The 16,086-nt window shown below is 64.5% G+C and carries 7 protein-coding genes and 1 tRNA gene; 4 read left to right on the forward strand and 4 right to left on the reverse strand.

What is annotated here, in order from left to right:
* Positions 1-114 precede the first annotated feature (114 nt).
* Together FG95_RS05695 and FG95_RS05700 are read right to left on the reverse strand one after the other, a co-directional pair.
* The gene (locus FG95_RS05695; RefSeq protein ID WP_037554599.1) at positions 115-738 is read right to left on the reverse strand and encodes a glutathione S-transferase family protein; all 624 of its coding nucleotides are present in this window, start codon (positions 736-738) and stop codon (positions 115-117) included.
* On the reverse strand, positions 735-1,679 hold the full coding sequence (locus FG95_RS05700) for a DMT family transporter (RefSeq protein WP_052182128.1): 945 nt from the start codon (positions 1,677-1,679) through the stop codon (positions 735-737). The genes FG95_RS05695 and FG95_RS05700 overlap by 4 nt, the downstream gene beginning before the upstream one ends.
* A 92-nt stretch (positions 1,680-1,771) precedes the next feature.
* On the opposite strand from FG95_RS05700, the gene FG95_RS05705 reads away from it, so the two are divergent.
* From FG95_RS05705 to FG95_RS05715, 3 genes are all read left to right on the forward strand, one after another.
* A tRNA-Trp gene (locus tag FG95_RS05705) sits at positions 1,772-1,847 on the forward strand.
* Between the two features lie 268 nt (positions 1,848-2,115).
* On the forward strand, positions 2,116-3,366 hold the full coding sequence (locus FG95_RS05710) for a cation:proton antiporter (RefSeq protein ID WP_037554784.1): 1,251 nt from the start codon (positions 2,116-2,118) through the stop codon (positions 3,364-3,366).
* Between the two features lie 174 nt (positions 3,367-3,540).
* Positions 3,541-4,158, forward strand: a complete 618-nt coding sequence (locus FG95_RS05715) for a response regulator transcription factor (RefSeq protein WP_037554600.1) — start codon at positions 3,541-3,543, stop codon at positions 4,156-4,158.
* Here the strand turns inward: FG95_RS05715 and FG95_RS05720 are convergent.
* The gene (locus tag FG95_RS05720) at positions 4,144-6,399 is read right to left on the reverse strand and encodes a sensor histidine kinase (RefSeq protein WP_152567583.1); all 2,256 of its coding nucleotides are present in this window, start codon (positions 6,397-6,399) and stop codon (positions 4,144-4,146) included. The two genes, FG95_RS05715 and FG95_RS05720, sit on opposite strands and share 15 nt — an antisense overlap.
* Positions 6,400-6,759: 360 nt before the next feature.
* Between FG95_RS05720 and FG95_RS05725 the strand changes: the two genes are divergently transcribed.
* On the forward strand, positions 6,760-12,741 hold the full coding sequence (locus tag FG95_RS05725; RefSeq protein ID WP_037554602.1) for an autotransporter domain-containing protein: 5,982 nt from the start codon (positions 6,760-6,762) through the stop codon (positions 12,739-12,741).
* A gap of 145 nt (positions 12,742-12,886) precedes the next feature.
* On the opposite strand, the gene FG95_RS05730 is transcribed toward FG95_RS05725, so the two are convergent.
* Positions 12,887-15,925 (reverse strand): TonB-dependent receptor, encoded by a 3,039-nt coding sequence (locus tag FG95_RS05730; protein ID WP_037554604.1) that lies wholly within the window; start codon positions 15,923-15,925, stop codon positions 12,887-12,889.
* Positions 15,926-16,086: the final 161 nt, after the last annotated feature.

Below are 16,086 nucleotides of genomic sequence, written 5' to 3' on the forward strand. Positions count from 1 at the left end.
CCACATACGGCCCTTCACGCGACCTACACCCCGAAGGGCCGATGCGTTTTCCTCGTTGGCTTTGCCATGCACGGGGGCACGGAGGGCTTCACCGGATGGTGGAGCCCTTTTTCGTCACGCTGCGGCCTTCTGACGTGTGCGGGCGCGCTGGAACCCTTCGCGCGCCATGCAGCGACCGAGCCATGCCTTCGTCGCCTCGCCCAGCACATCGTCGGCATCGAGGGTCGTCGCAAGGAACGCCGCATAGCCGATCACGATGTCGGCGATGGTGAAGCGCCTCGCGACCAGCCATTCGCGCCCATCGGCCAGCGCCGCCTCGATGCTCCTGGCCCGGCCCCCGAAAAACGCCTTATAGTCCGCGACCGCCTGCGCGAGCCGCCGCTCCTCGGGTTCGACGCGCGTGTAGCGGATCATGATCGCGAGCGGGAAGGTCAGCGTCGCGTCGCTGCGGTGCAGCCAGTTGCGATAATCCCAATAATCGGCTTCGCTCCGCCGGACTTCGAGCGGCGTCCCTTCGGCGATCCGTTCGCAGATCGCGGCGGACTCGGTCATCAGCCGCCCGTCCTCGACCCAGCCGGGAATCGTCATCAGCGGGTTCACGGCGCGATAATCGGGCTCAAACGCGCGCGGCGGGAATTTAAGCAGCTTGAGATCGACGTCGATCTCCGCCTCCTCGACCGCCCACAGGCAGCGCAACGAGCGGGCGTCGGGGCAGTGATACAGGATAGGGCGCGTCATGCTGCAACCTCCTTCGGCCGGTCGATATGGCGGCGATGTTCGCGCCAGGCGATGAACAGGCCCGACGCGATGATCAGCGGCGCGCCGACCCAGGTGGTGTCGGCGGGCAGGGTACCGAAAAACCACCAGCCGGCGGCGATCGCCCAGAGCAGGCTCGAATAATCCATCGGGATCACGACCGACACCGGCGCGAGGCGCAGCGCGCCGGTCAGCGACATCTGGACGACCGCGCCGAGGAAGCCGAGCCCGATCAGCAACAGCCATTCGTGGCCGTCGTGCGGCGTGATGACGAAGGGAAGGGCGATGCCGAGCGGGATCATCGACAAGAGGCTGAACCAGAAAACGATCGTCGCGGCATTTTCGGTGCGGCCGAGATCGCGCACCGCAATGGTTATCAGCGCGGTCATGATCGCGCCGGTAAGGGCGACCAATGTGCCGACGCCGTGCATGCCGCCGAAACCGTCCGCGAAGCTTGAAAGCGGGTCGAGCACGACGAGCACGCCGACGAAGCCGACGATCACTGCACTCCACCGCTGCCACCCCGTCGCCTCGCCGAGCAGAAGCGCAGCGAAGAGAACGGCAAAGATGGGCACCGACAGGCTGATCGTCGTCGCTTCGGCCATCGGCAGCAGGATCATTGCGCCGAAATTGCACGCCATGCCGGCGAGGCCCATCAGCATTCGCCGCGCATGCGCGCCGATCCTCCGCGTCTTCAGCGACGACAGGCCGGTGGTCGCCATCACCCATGCCAGCAGGAAGGGCAGCACGAGCGCCTGTCGCCAGAAGAGGCTCTCGACGACATGGATGCCCGCGGCGTCGATCTTTTTGACGAGCACGAACATCAGCGACAGGCTGACCATCGCGAGCAGCCGCAACGCGATCCCGCCCAGATAATGCTGCGGAGGCCCGTCGGGCCGGGCGGGAAACGGGGCGTCGCTCATATGAAATCGCGCATATCAGCCCGGCGCGTGCGCGCAACCCGTCATCCCCCTTGCCCCGCCCCTCCAATCCGGCTAGTGGCGCACTCCGGCCTAGGGGTATAGCTCAGTTGGTAGAGCATCGGTCTCCAAAACCGAGGGTCGCGGGTTCGAGTCCTGCTGCCCCTGCCAGGCCGGCGTCTTCGAGCAAGATTTCGGCCTCGCCGATTAACCGGGTGGCATTTGCTCTGCGGCGAAATGGGCTCGAGCGCATTGCATCGGACGCGTCACGACGCCCGACAGCACCGTATCGACGACCCCAACCCACTTGGCGAAACAGGCGTCTTGATGCGATAATTGCCTGCGTCCTTCAGGTTGAAGCCCCGAACCTGTGTCCCGTTATAACGGCCGATCTGCTCGACGCCGATGCGGATACCGATTGCTCGGGGAGATGGAGCGCATGAACGAACAGGCCTTCTTTGGATTGAGCGCCTATCATCTCGCCATGATGCTCGTCGGTGCGGGCGTCATCGTGGCTTTCTGGCTTCCGCGCTTTCTCTCGGGACGCGAGCCTGCGGCTTCTGCACTGCTGATCCTCTTCGGTATCGCAATCCATTGGGCGATGCCGGACGTCTGGCGTGCTCTCGATCCGCGTGAAGCGCCGAAACTTTGGGAGGTCGCGAGCGAGCTGGCGGTGATCGTCGCGCTGTTCGGTACCGGCATCCGCATCGACGATCTGGCGCATTACCGCCGCTGGCGACCGACGATCAGGCTGCTCGCGGCAGCGATGCCGCTGACCATCGCCGCGGTGGCACTCATGGGATGGGCCTTCGCGGGCATGACTCTCGCCGGAGCCATTCTGCTCGGTGCTGTGCTGGCGCCCACCGACCCCGTGCTTGCGGGCGAAGTACAGGTCGGCCCGCCGACCGAGGGCGACGAACAGCCGGTACGCTTCACCTTGACGACCGAGGCGGGGCTCAACGACGGATTGGCTTTCCCCTTCGTCTATCTCGGCCTGCTCCTCGGGAGCAGTGGATTCTCCGCGGCAATGCTCGGCGAATGGCTGCTTGTCGACGTCTTCTACCGGATTGCCGCGGGTGTGCTCGGGGGCGCCGCCGTCGGTTGGCTCCTCGCGCGCGTCCTTTTCGTGATTCCGCGCGGCAACGTCCTCGCCGACACGGCGTCGGGGGTGCTTTCGATTGCCGGCGTCCTCTTTTGCTATGGCGCAACCGAACTCGCCGAAGGCTATGGCTTCATCGCCTGCTTCGTCGCCGGTATTGTCCTCCGCCGGGTTGAGGCCGAGCATGAATTCCATGGTCGTCTCCACAGTTTCAACGAGGCGATCGAACTGGCGCTCACCGCGCTGTTGCTTCTTCTGGTCGGTGCGACCTTTCCACGGCTTTTCGGCATACTCGACTGGGCGCATGCCGGCATTGCGCTGGGGCTGATATTCCTGGTCCGGCCGATCGCAGGCTGGGTCGGCCTGGCGCGCACGGGACTTGCGGCCCGCGAACGCCTTTTCGTGGCATTTTACGGGATACGGGGCGTCGGCTCGATCTATTATCTCGCCTATGCGGGGAGCCATCTCGAACTGGTCAACGAAGGACAGCTTTGGGCTACGATCCTTTTGACCATCCTGCTGTCGACGATCGTCCATGGCTTTACGGCGGGGCCGATCGTCGATCAGGTCGCGAAACGCCGCGCCCAGTGACGCCGCAGGCGAAAGCGAAGCTTTTCAGCCCGATCGCTCAGCCAAAACGTGGCGGCCGTGACATCCCGCTCGACGTCGCGACCGGCGTCCCCCAATATTATTCGGGTTGCGGCGACGGGAAAATCTGCTGATCAATCCGCATCGGGCAGGCTGGGGGGCAGGCGGGGCGCAGGCATGGTGTCGAAGCACAATATATTGATCGTCGACGATCATCGCATCACCCAGAGCGGGTTGCGGTTCCTGTTCGGGTCGCTCGACCGCTATATGGTCGTGGGCGCGCTCGATCGCGGCGCGACGGTCAACGCCTTCGTCCAGTCGCAGCCCGTCGACCTGGTGATCCTCGACCTCAACCTGCCCGACGTGCGCGGGATCAATGTGCTCGCCGAAATCGTGGGTTCGCGCGACATGACGGTGATCATCCTGACCGGCGAGACGCATGTGAACGAGATTCATTCGGCGCTGAAGCTCGGCGCGCGCGCGATCGTCAGCAAGTCGGACTCGCTCGACCATATCGTCGCCGCGTGCGACGCGGCGCTCGCCGGCGAAATCTATGTCTCGCCGCATATCGGCGAGGCGCTCGGCAAGTTCCAGCAGCCGCCCGTCGCGCTGTCGTCGCGGCAAATGGCGATTCTTCACTATCTGGCGCAAGGCGAGACGAACAAGGAAATCGCCTATCGTCTGGCGATCGCGCCGCCGACCGTGTCGTTCCATATCGCCGAACTGCGGCGCAAGCTTGACGTCTCGCACAACCGCAAGATCGTCGAGCGGGCGAACGAGCTAAACCTGCTCTGATCTTGCTGAAACAGCGCCCAAAAGCGGGTGGAGCGCCATTTCGCGGCATGCGGGCTTGACCGCCATCATCGTGACGAGCTGGCTGAGCCGCCCGCGCGTCACCGTCGTGTCGTCATAGGTGAGCGCGATCGTCGGGCCGCTCGCGGCGGCATCGAGTCCCGCCTCGAACGCCGTGCGGTCGTCGAAATCGAGCAGCGTCCAGCCGTCGAGCTCCGCCTGTAGGGCTTCGGCGGACACCGGAGTGATCGACGAAAAGGCTGCGGGCAGCGCGATCCGAATTTCGGTTCCGGCGGCACTCGATGCGACAATTTTCAGCGATCCGCGCAGCGTGCTGATGATGCGCTGCGCCGATCCGAAGCCCGACCCGCTGCCTTCGTCGCTTTCATCGGCGCGAATGCGGTTCATGGTGCCGTCATTCAACGCCGCGACGAGTTCGGCGGGCATTCCGCCCCCGCTGTCGCGGACCGTGATGATGGCGCAGCCTTCCTCGATTTCGAGCGAGAGGCTCGCCCCTCCGCTGTGGGTATATTTGTAACTGTTGCTCAGCAGGTTCGCGAGTGCGCGCATCAGCAAGGGGCGGTCGGAAATGATCGTGGCCTTGTCGGGAATGCGGACTTCGAGCGTCAGCCTCTTGCCCGCGAAGGGTGTCTTGAACATCATCGACAGTGGCTCGACGAGCGCCTCGGCGCGAAAGCTGCTGAGTGCGAGGAAACCCGTATCGCTTGCGGCGATATTGGCGCCCGAGATGGTCGTTGATACGATTTCATTGAGATAGTCGGCCGAACTTTCGAGCATCTCGACCAGCTCGTCGTCGGCATCGGCGCGCTTCTGGCGCTTGAGAACCTCGACCGCGCTGTTGAGCGCCAGAATCACCTGCCGGCTGTCGTGCCCCGACGCGTGGAGCAGCGCATTCTGGCTGTTGACCGTTTCGAGTGCGAAGGCCTTTTCCTCGGCAAGCCGCGTGGCGCGCTCGCTGATCTCCAGCCGCTCCGTCAGCGACTGCGCATATTTCCAGTCGGCGACGAGCTTGTCGCGCTGGATCTTCTTGAGGTTGAGCCCCAGCGCGATCGTCACCATCACCGATTCGAACAGCCCGACCGGTCCGGCGAGGTGCCAGTTGATCGGCAGCCATGCGAAAATGCCCATCGACGCGATCGCCGCATAGACGATGAAGAGCGCGAGGCTCGCCCAGCCTACAAAGAGCGGCCAGAGCTGGACGCCGAGCTGTTTCATTGCGGCATAGCCGACGAAGGGCAGGAACAATGCGACCGCCACCGCGACCAGCCAGGTCGCGATGTGCAGCAGGAAGCGCAGCTCGGGCGGGTAATAGGCGAGGCCCGGCTGAAAGAGCATGATCGCGAGCGCGAACCAGATCAGCGCCTTCAGCACCATGTCGCGCCGCGGAAAATGGGTAGGGGTGTCGACGAAGCTCCGGCAGAATTGCGCCATCGACGCGGCAAAGCCGCATTTGATGAAATCCTCTACCGCCAGCCCGGTCAGCGGTTTGTCGTAGAGGAAGAAGATCGTGATATAGCCTTCCGAATGGACCGTGTTCAGTGCGAAAAAGGCCTCGGCGACCGCCAGCCACAGAAATTCCCTGAAACCCGTGATCGAGAAGAAGAGGAAGTTGAGCAGCAGCAGCGTCAGCGCGCCGACCACGACGCCCGAGACCATCGAGATATTCGCCCGCCGTTCCTTGAAGAAGGTGCCGTAGCTGTTGATCTTGAGCGGCATATAGGTCGAGTTTTCCGAAATGAACTCGATGGCCACCAGCGTGGTCTGGCGCGGGCCGAGGACCAGTTCGGAGCTGAAGGCCTGATATGTGCCGAGATTTTGCCGGGCGGCCTGCGGGTCCGTGCCATCGACGACCAAGGCGAGGCGCTCCCCATTTGCTTCATAGAGCCGGAAATGTTTGAGCGACCCGCGGCCTGTGGTCAGAATCCAGCTTCCTTGCTCGTCGCTGGCGTTGCGGACCTGTAGTAGAACGACTGTGCGTGTGCCCGGCGGCCCGAAGTGGATGGTCGAACCCTCCACCTGCTGAAGCGGGCCCCGCAGGATGGCGTCCAATTGCGGCGCCCGGATGTCGCCGGGGCGCTTGGCGAAGCGTATGAAAGGCGCCAGATTCGGCGCATCCTCATGGGCGTGCAGTTCGAGCACAGGCAATGTGTCCGTCGCCCCCCACGCCGGCTGCACCAGCCCGAGCAGGGTGAAAAACAGGACGGCAAGCAGGCTTCGCATCATGGGCACCCGTTCGATTACGGGGCCGGCGGTTCCATCATGTTCACGGGAGAGCAGGCGCGCGAAGCCGCGCGCTTCCCCGAATATCAGCGACCCACCCCCCGGTGACGAGGTCACCGTAACGACTACGCCGCCGGATGTGCAAGTATGACGTCAACGGTCCGTCGCAAATTTACCCAAAAAAACATTGGGTAGACGCTCGGGGGAGCCTCGACCTAGTCAACGCGCACAAAGCTGAGCGATGCGAGTCATCCCATCAGCTGGGGGCGCATATTTTTTGGGGGGTGGGGTGGACCAGCCGGAGGACGCGACGTCCTCCGGCGAACCCCTCGCCATGCTTGAATGTCGAGGGGAGTCTCAGTCATGTCGCGTATTTCGAAATCCCGCCTGCTTGCCACCAGCGCGATCGTCGGCCTGTCGATAGGTCAGATCGCGGCGCCCGCCGCGGCGCAGCAATCCTTCGGCATCCACAACGACCAGCCCGAAACGCTGGAGATCGTCGTCGCCGAGGACGAGGATGTCGAAGGCCTCGACATCGGCATCTATGCAGACAATGGCCCCGTCACCGTCGACAATGCCGGCGACGTTCGCGGCGACGGCACCAGCCTCGGCAGCATCGACAGCCGGCCGAGCGGCGGCATCGTCATCGCGCAGCCGGGGTCGAGCGTCACCAACAGCGGCACGATCGCCGGCGGCTCCAACGGCATCGTCACGTCCTATTTCTTCAGCGAGGACGAAAATGACAACGAACTGCCGCCCGAAGCGCGTGCGGCCGACACGACCGTCGTTAACACGGGGCTGATCCGCGGTGACGCGGGCACCGGCGTCGGCCTGACCGGCGGCGGCAGCGTCACCAACAGCGGCACGATCCAGGGCTTCAGCGGCAACGTCGGCAACGGCGCGCAGGGCGTCGGGGTTGCGATCTCCGAATTCGCCGATCGCATTGCCGAAGGCGTGACCGGGGTCGGGACCATCGCCAACAGCGAAACCGGCCTGATCGAAGGAACGACATTCGGCGCGGTGCTGCAAGGCGGCGGCACGATCGACAATGCGGGTGTCATCCGCAGCACCGGAACACCCAACCCGGCAACGCCGGGGATCAGCCCCTTCGGTATCATTCTGACCGCCTCGCCCGATCAGGTCGGCCGAACCGCGACCGTCAATAACAGCGGAACGGTTTCGGGTTTCCTCGGCGTGCTCGCGGGCGGCTCGCTCGATACGGCGGTCATCAACAACAGCGGCACGATCAACGCCGTCACCACTGCGATCTTCGCCAACCTGTCGGGCGACCTCGTCGTCAACAACGAAGCGGGCGGCGAGATCATATCGAACGGCTTCATAGCGATCAATTCGGCGGGCGGCACGTTGACGCTCGACAATGAAGGGCTGGTTCGCAGCAACGCCAACACGGCGATCAGCGTCGGCACCCCGGGCGCCTCGATCACCAACAGCGGTACGATCGCCGGTGGCGGGAGCGACGGCATCTATACGAACGCGGACGGCGTCACCACGATCGACAATGCGGAGGATGGCACGATCACCGGCGCGGCGTCGGGCGTCCACGCCGAGCTTGGCGGGCTCGAACTCACCAATGCGGGCACCATCCACGGCGACGGCATCAACCCCGGTTTCGACGCACCGCCCGACGCGGGCGTCACCATTTCGGGCGGGCCCAGCTCGGTCGTCAACAGCGGCAGCATCACCGGCAACCGCTTCGGCATCACGACCGCCAATTATTTCAACGCCGCGACCGGCCAGCTCCAGGGTCTCGCGACCGGCACCACCGTGGTCAACAGCGGCACCATCTATGGTTATAACGACGATGGCGTGCGCCTGATCGGCGGCGGCAGCGTCACCAACAGCGGTGAAATCGGCGGCCAGATCGACGCCTTCGCCGACGGCGTGTCGATGTTCGCCTACACCGACCAGGCGAACGAGGATTATAGCGCGCTGGTCACGAATGAGACCGAGGGGCGGATCATCGGCGTTCGCTTCGGCGTCATCCTGTCGGGCGGCGGCGAGGTCGTGAACGATGGCGAGATCATCGGCGCCTCGGGCGGCGTCTATATTCAGGGCACCGCGCTCAACACCGACCCGAACGAGGAACGCAGCGGACTGACCGCGAACGTCGTCAATCGCGGCACGATCACCGGGCTCGGCGATTTCGGCGGCACCGGCACCGAAGGCTATGGCGTCGGTTTCGGCAGCGACATGTCGACCGCGACGTTGGTCAACAGCGGCACGATCAGCAGCGAATTCGCCGAGGGCGTCAGCCACGGCTCGCTCGCCGATCTGACGATCACCAACGAGGAAGGCGGCGTGATCACCGGCGCAACCTCGGGCATCTACAGCGGCGCCAGCGGCACGCTGACCGTCGACAACGCCGGCACGATCCGCGGCAATGGCGCCTATGACGGCTTCGCTGCACCGCCCGACGCCGGCATCACCATCGGCACCGCGAGCTCGAGCGTAACCAACAGCGGCATCATCTCGGGCGCCGGCGCGGGCATCACCACCGCGTCGCTGTTCGACGAGGAAATCAATGCGCTCGTCGGCCTCGCCGTGGGTACCGAAATCACCAACAGCGGCAGCATCCTCGGCGAAACGAATGACGGCGTGCGCCTGATCGGCGGCGGCACCGTCACCAACAGCGGAACGATCCGCGGCGAAGGCACGGCTTTCTCCGATGGCGTCTCGATGTACGCCTTCACCGATCAGGCGAACGAGGATTTCAGCGCTTCGGTCGTCAACGCCGAGGGTGGCGAGATCGAAGGCACGCGCTTCGGCATCATCCTGTCGGGCGGCGGCGCGGTCGAAAATGCCGGCGACATCACCGGCGGCGACGGCGGCATGTTCATTCAGGGCACCGCGATCAACACCGATCCGGGTGAGGACCGCAGCGGCCTGACCGCAAGCGTGGTCAACAGCGGCACGATCAGCGGCACCCGCGCCGACGGGCTCAACGGCTATGGCGTCGGCTTCGGCAGCGACCTTTCGACCGCGACGCTCGACAACAGCGGCACGATCAGCAGTGTCGCGGCCGCGGGCGTCTTCCACGGCACGCTCGGCGACGTGACGATCACCAACGCTGCCGATGGCGAAATCACTGGCGGCGCTTATGGCGTGCTGGCCGATGGCGCCGGGTCGCTGACGCTCGTCAACGCCGGCACCATCCGCGGCGAGGGTGCTTATGAAGGTGCCGACCGCCCGGCCGAAGCGGGGGTGCCGATCACCTCGGCGAACGCCGTGATCGAGAATAGCGGCATCATTTCGAGCGCCGGGCAGGGCATCGTCACCCAGCTCTATTATAATGATGACACCGCCCAGCTTGAGATGCGCGCGGCGAACACGAGCGTCACCAACAGCGGGACGATCCGCGGCGAGAGCAACGATGCGATCCGGCTGTTCGGCGGCGGCAGCGTGACCAACAGCGGGACGATCGAAGGTACGGGCAGCGATTTTGCCGACGGCGTCACGATCCAGGCCTTCGTCGGGCAGGACACGAGCGGCAGCACGATGCTCGGCACGGTCGTCAACGAGGCCGGCGGCACGATCACGGGCGAACGCTATGGCGTGCTCGCGGTCAGCGGCGCGTCGGTCGACAATGCCGGCACCATCTCGGGCGGCATCGCGGGCGTCATCATCGGCCGCCAGAACAGCGCGGGCAAGGAAGGCGTGCTGCTCAACAGCGGCACGATCAATGGCGGCGTCCAGATCGACGTCGACAGCGCGGATGCGACGAACAGCGGTTCGATCGTCAGCGAAACCGGCGTCGCCCTGGCTTCGCTTGGCCAGCTGGACCTGGTCAACAGCGGCACGATCACCGGCGGCAACGGCGTCGCGGCGCAGCTCAGCGCGTTCGACGACACGGTGACGCTGAAGACCGGCAGCGCGATTTCGGGCCTCGTCGATGCGGGCGACGGTATCGACACGCTGACGCTCGACGGCGACGTGCTCGAACTGACCGAAGCGCAGCAGCTCACCGCCGCCAACGGCTTCGAGGCGCTCGACGTCGCGGCGGGCTATTGGTCGACGTCGGGCTTCGTCGGCGAATTCGGCAATGTGACGGTCGACGCGGGTGCGTCGCTCCAGGTCAACGAAGTCGATCTGGGCGAAGAAGGCACCTCGTCGCCGATCCTCACCTCGGCGGTGCGGACCGACGGCCTCCTCGTGCTCAACTTCGGTGAGGATGAAACCGTCTCGGCGCTCGACGATCTGACGATCGACGGGGCAGGGCAGCTGCAGCTGATCGGCGACGCCGTGTTCACCGTCGATACCGCGAATATCGCGCACACCGGCGGCACGATCATCTCGAACGGCGGGCTGGTGCTGACCGGCGTGCTGCAGGGCGACGTCCGGACCGAAGGCGACGGCTTCTTCGAACTTGGCGCTGGCGGGACCGAGGGCAGCTTCGCGGGCAATATCGTCAACGACGGCCGCTTCGTCTTCAATCGTTCGGACAACTATGACTTCCTCGGCGATTTCTCGGGCAATGGCGCGCTCGACAAGCTGGGCGACGGCACGCTGACCTTCATGGGCGACTATGCCTTCGAAGGCGTGACGAACATCCTCGGCGGTTCGGTGCGTATCGGCGGGACGATCGATCCGACGACCGATTTCAATCTCGGCGAGGGCGGCATGCTCGACATCACGGGCAAGGACCAGACGATCGGCGGTCTCGAGGGTGAAGAAGGTTCGAACGTCGAACTCGGCGACAGCCAGCTGACCGTCGACCAGCCGGGGAATACGTCCTTCGGCGGCGACATCTCGGGAACCGGCAGCTTCGTCAAACAGGGCGAGGGCACCCTCAACCTGACGGGCAACAACACCTACACCGGCCCCACGTCGGTCGACGGCGGCACCCTCGCGGTGAACGGCTCGATCGTCTCGCCGGTCACCGTCAACAGCGGCGGCACGCTCGGCGGCAACGGCAGCGTCGGTTCGACCACCGTCGGCGACGGCGGGACGCTCGCGCCGGGCAATTCGATCGGCCGGCTCACCGTCAACGGCGACCTCGCCTTCGCCGCCGGCTCGACCTATGAGGTCGAAGTCAATGCGGCGGGCGAGGCTGACCGCCTCGACGCCACCGGCGCGGTCACGATCGACAGCACGGCGAGCGTCGCCGTTCTCGCCGAAGATGGCGAATATGCCGGCCGCACCGACTATGTGATCCTGACCGGCGCGGGCGGCATCACCGGCACCTTCGGGACGGTGACGAGCGATCTCGCCTTCCTCGATCCGCTGCTGCGCTACGACGCCAATTCGGTGATCCTGTCGCTCTATCGCAACGACATCGACTTCGCCGACATCGCCATCGGCTTCAACCAGGCGAGCGTCGCGACCGCGGTTCAGGCGCTCGGCATCGACAACCCGCTCTACGAAGCGGTGCTGGTCCAGAATGCGGCGACCGCACAGGCGAGCTTCGGCGACCTGTCGGGCGAAATGCTGGCCAGTTCGCTCAGCGGCCTGACCGACGACAGCCGGCACCTGCGCAACAGCCTGATGGGGATGAAGGCGCCCGAGGAAAGCGGCGCGTTCGTCTGGGGCTCGGCCTTCGGCGGCTGGGGCGATTTCGACGCCAATCGCGGCAATTTCGCGATGGACACCGACCACAAGGGGCTGGTCGCGGGGGTCGGTTTCGGCGGCAACGGCTTCGCCGCGGCGCTCTCGGCGGGGATCGGCGGTTCGGACTTCCGTTTCGACGGGCGTAATGACCGCACCGAGGTCGACAGCAAATATCTCGCCGCGCATGCCACCTATGGCAGCGGCGAGGGGCTGCGCGGCACCGTCGGGGTCAGCTACGCCTGGCACGACGTCGACACCAGCCGCAGCATCAGCGGCGCGCCGCTCGCCCAGACGCTGACGTCGAAGCGCGATGCCGACACGCTGCAGATCTTCGGCGAAATCGGTTATGACATCACCGCCGGCAACACGGCGATCACACCCTTTGCCCGGCTGGCGCATGTCGACACCGGCAGCGACGCCTTCACCGAAACCGGCGGCAGTGCGGCGCTGACGGTGGGCAAGGCCGACCAGAAGACGACCTTCCTCAGCTTGGGCGCGCGGGCGCAGTTCAACGCGGGACAGCCGGGCTTCCAGCCCTATCTGTCGGCGGCGTGGAACCGCGCCTTCAACGATCGCCGCGCCCCGATCGTCTCGCGCTTCGTCGCGGGTGGTCCGGCGTTCGACATCCTCGGCATCGCGATCCCCAAAAATTCGGCGGAGGTCGAAGCCGGCTTTGAATTCACCACGGGGGCCTTCCGCCTCGGCGCCGCCTATACCGGCACGCTGGCGTCGGATCGCAGCGCCCATGGTGCACGAGTAACTGCGCGCATCGCTTTCTGATAGCGACCCGATCGGAAGCGGTTCACGCAGTTTGAGGCCGAGGCAACTTAGGTTGCCTCGGCCTCATCCTTTAATTGCATCGTCATCCCGGCCTTCGCCGGGATGACGAGCTATGGAATAACGGTGTTTCGGTCTATTCCGATCACTAGAACTTCACGCTCAGTCCGGCAGTGATCCGGCGATCGGTCAGGCCCTGGAAGCAGAGCAGCGCCTTGTTGTTGACGCAATATTGGTTCTGGTCGCCGCGCAGCAGGTTGATGCCCTCGACGCCGACATTGATGTGATCGTTGATGTCGTAATTGATGCTGGCGTTGAGTTGGCCCCGCGCGCCGTTGATCAGCGGCAGGCCGAAGAAGAAGGGATCGTCCGACACATAGCTCGACCGCCACGTATAACGCACGCGCGCATTGAGCCCGTATTTGTCGTAGAACAGCGTCGCATTATAGGCATATTTAGACAGATTGGTCAGCGAGATCAGGTCCTGCGAACCCGGATAGCCGAGCTGGGTGAAGACCGTCCGCGGCCCGTCGGCGGTGCGATATTCGCGCGCCGAGCCGCCCGCCTTCTGATAGGTGAAATTGCCGATAAAGCCGAAGCCCGAGGCGAAGCCGAGCACGTCCTCCCACGCCGAAAGATCGTGCTGGAACGCGACCTCGACGCCGGTTTGCGTCGTCGTGCCCGGAACGTTGAAGGTCGAACTGCGCGGAACGCAGATGCCGACGCCCTGAATCGGGTTGTTGATGTTGCGGTTGGCGATCGGATTATAGATGCCGCCGTCGGGGCAAGAGGGGTCGATCGAAATATTGAGGTTGCCGTCGGCGTCGAGATTCGGCGCCGGATCTTCCTGCCGCTGCGCGAACAAATTGGTGCGGCTCTTGTGGAAGAAGCCGATGCTGATCAGGCTCGACGGCGCGAAATAATATTCGCCCGACAGGTCGAACGACCACACCGCTTCGGGAACGAGGTCGGGATTGCCCACCGCGACCGGCGTGTTCGCGCCGGTGCCGAAAGAGAAGGAGGTCGACAGCGTGTCGAAATTCGGGCGGCGAATGTCGCGCGCGATGCCGGCGCGGACGAGGAAGCGGTCGGCGGGTTCGAGCACGAGGTTGAAGCGCGGCAACAGGAAGTTGTACGAGCTTTTGGCGACGGTCTGCCCCGTGACCTCGCCGTTCGCGATATTGTTGCCGGTCGAGGACAGGCTGGTGTGCAGCCAGCGCACGCCCGCGTTGCCGCGCACCGGCATGCCGGCGATCTCGCCCTCCATATTCGCCTGAAAATAGGCGGCATTCGTCGTTTCCTTGATCTTGAAAAAGCCCGCGAAGGATTCGGTCGGCGTCACCAGCGACGCGATGGGCGGCCCCTGCGTCGCGGCGGCGTTGCTCGCGTCGATCGCGGCGTTGAGTGCGTCGAGCACTTTCGCCGGATCGTCGAACGCCAGCCCGCCGTCGATCAGCAGAAAATCGGGGAAATAGAGCCGGCGCCCGTCGGCCGCGTTGAAGTTGCTCGGCCCCGGGATCAATATGTCCGAAAACAGGTCGCCCGACGGCCGGTTCCATGCGCTGGTCGTGTTGGTCAGGCTGACATTTCGTGAAAATTCGTTGTTTTCCGCCGAGGTGCGGTTCCAGCGATAGCCGAAATCGATCGAAGTGACGAACGGGTTGAGATCGCTCGTATCATAGGAGAAATCGAGGCGCGCCGCCCTTTCCTGATTGTCGGTCGTGTTCGCGCCCTGCGCCACTTGCTGCAGCTGGTAATTGGCGGGATCGAGCAATTGCGCCGTCGTCGGCGCGAAGGGGCTCGCCTGGTCGATGCCGAACTGCAGTGTGCCGCCGCGCAGGTCGAATTCGATCGGCACGCCATTGTCGATGCTGCGTCCGATTTGCGGCTGCGGGCCGTTGGGGTTGATGAAATCGAGCGTTGTCGAAAAGTTCGGGAAATCCGATTTCGAGGTCGATAGCGCTACTTCCGCGCGCATCCTCAGCTTGTCGGTTACCTGCCAGTCGGTGCCAAAGTCGAACACCCGGCTTTTGGTGACGCGCGCTCCGGTGTCGCTCGACGTGCGCATATTCGGATCGATCACCGTTCCGGTGCTGCCGCCGATACCGAGCGTGCCCGCGACCGTCGCATCGACGCTGCCAAGGTCGATCGGGCCGTCGGGGCCGTCGAGCGTGCCCCAGTTGACGGTCTCGAACGCGCTATTGTCGGTCGCGTCGACGACCGACGGCGTCGCGGTGCCCGAAATCTGCACGCGGTGGCTTTGCTGCCCGCGCGTCTGGTTGTTGAGCGTCGCGTCGAAATAGAATTTCAGGTCGTCGTTCGGCTTCCATTCCAGCGCGGCGGTGCCATTGTAGGTTTCATATTCGTAATTCTCCAATCCCTGCTGAAGGAACTGGATGCGCAGAAAGGGAAAGGCCTCGGCGCTTGGGCCCGATCCGGGAAGGACGACCGCGTCGCGGTCGACGCGCGGTTTGAACGCGGCGACGTCCTGCCGGGCATAGCTGCCGCTCAAGACGATGCCGATTTCGCCGATGCCGGTGTCCCAATTGCTGCCGACCGTCGCCGACAGCCGCGGCAGGGTCGACTTCGACAGGTCGCTGTTTTCCATCTGCGCGCGCGCGGCGATCAGCGGTTCCTTGAGGTCGAGCGGGCGGATCGTCCGCAGGTTGATCGTGCCGCCGACCGACCCCTCGATCGTCTGCGCGGTCGGGACCTTGGTGACTTCGACCGAGGCGATCAGCGCAGCGGGCAGATCCTCGAAACTGATGCCCGAGCGGCCGGCGCCTGATCCGACGGTCGACACGCCGTTGATTTCGGTGCGGTTGGCGTCGGTACCGCGGATCTGCACCGCATTGCCGACGCCGGCTTGCCGGGTGATCTGGACCCCGGTGACATTCTCCAGCACTTCGGCCAAATTCTGGTCGGGCAGTTTGCCGATATCTTCGGCTTGGATGACCTCGACGATATTGTCGGAGGTGCGCTTTTCGCCCAGCGCGGTGGCAAGGGAACTGCGGATGCCCGTGACGACAATCGCGTCATCGACCGCCTCATCGGCGGGGGCATCGTCCGACGCCCTATCCTGCGCGAACGCGGGAATGGCGAGCATCGCCAAGGCCGTCGTGCCCAACAAGGTCGCCGCGAAATTCATTCTGCCGCGCGAAACGCGCACGAGGCTGCCCCGAATCATTCCCACTCTCCCTGTTTGCCTTGTTTGGAGAGAGGCTCTTCCTGTCAGACCAATATGTCAACCCATGATTCATACCATATCTGGGTTGATATTGTCCTACCTCTTGTATAGGCCAATGGCCAAGAATCATAAAAAGGGTGAGGCGCGGTGCAGATAAGGGC

The organism is Sphingopyxis sp. LC363, assembly GCF_000756385.1.
Taxonomy (GTDB): domain Bacteria; phylum Pseudomonadota; class Alphaproteobacteria; order Sphingomonadales; family Sphingomonadaceae; genus Sphingopyxis.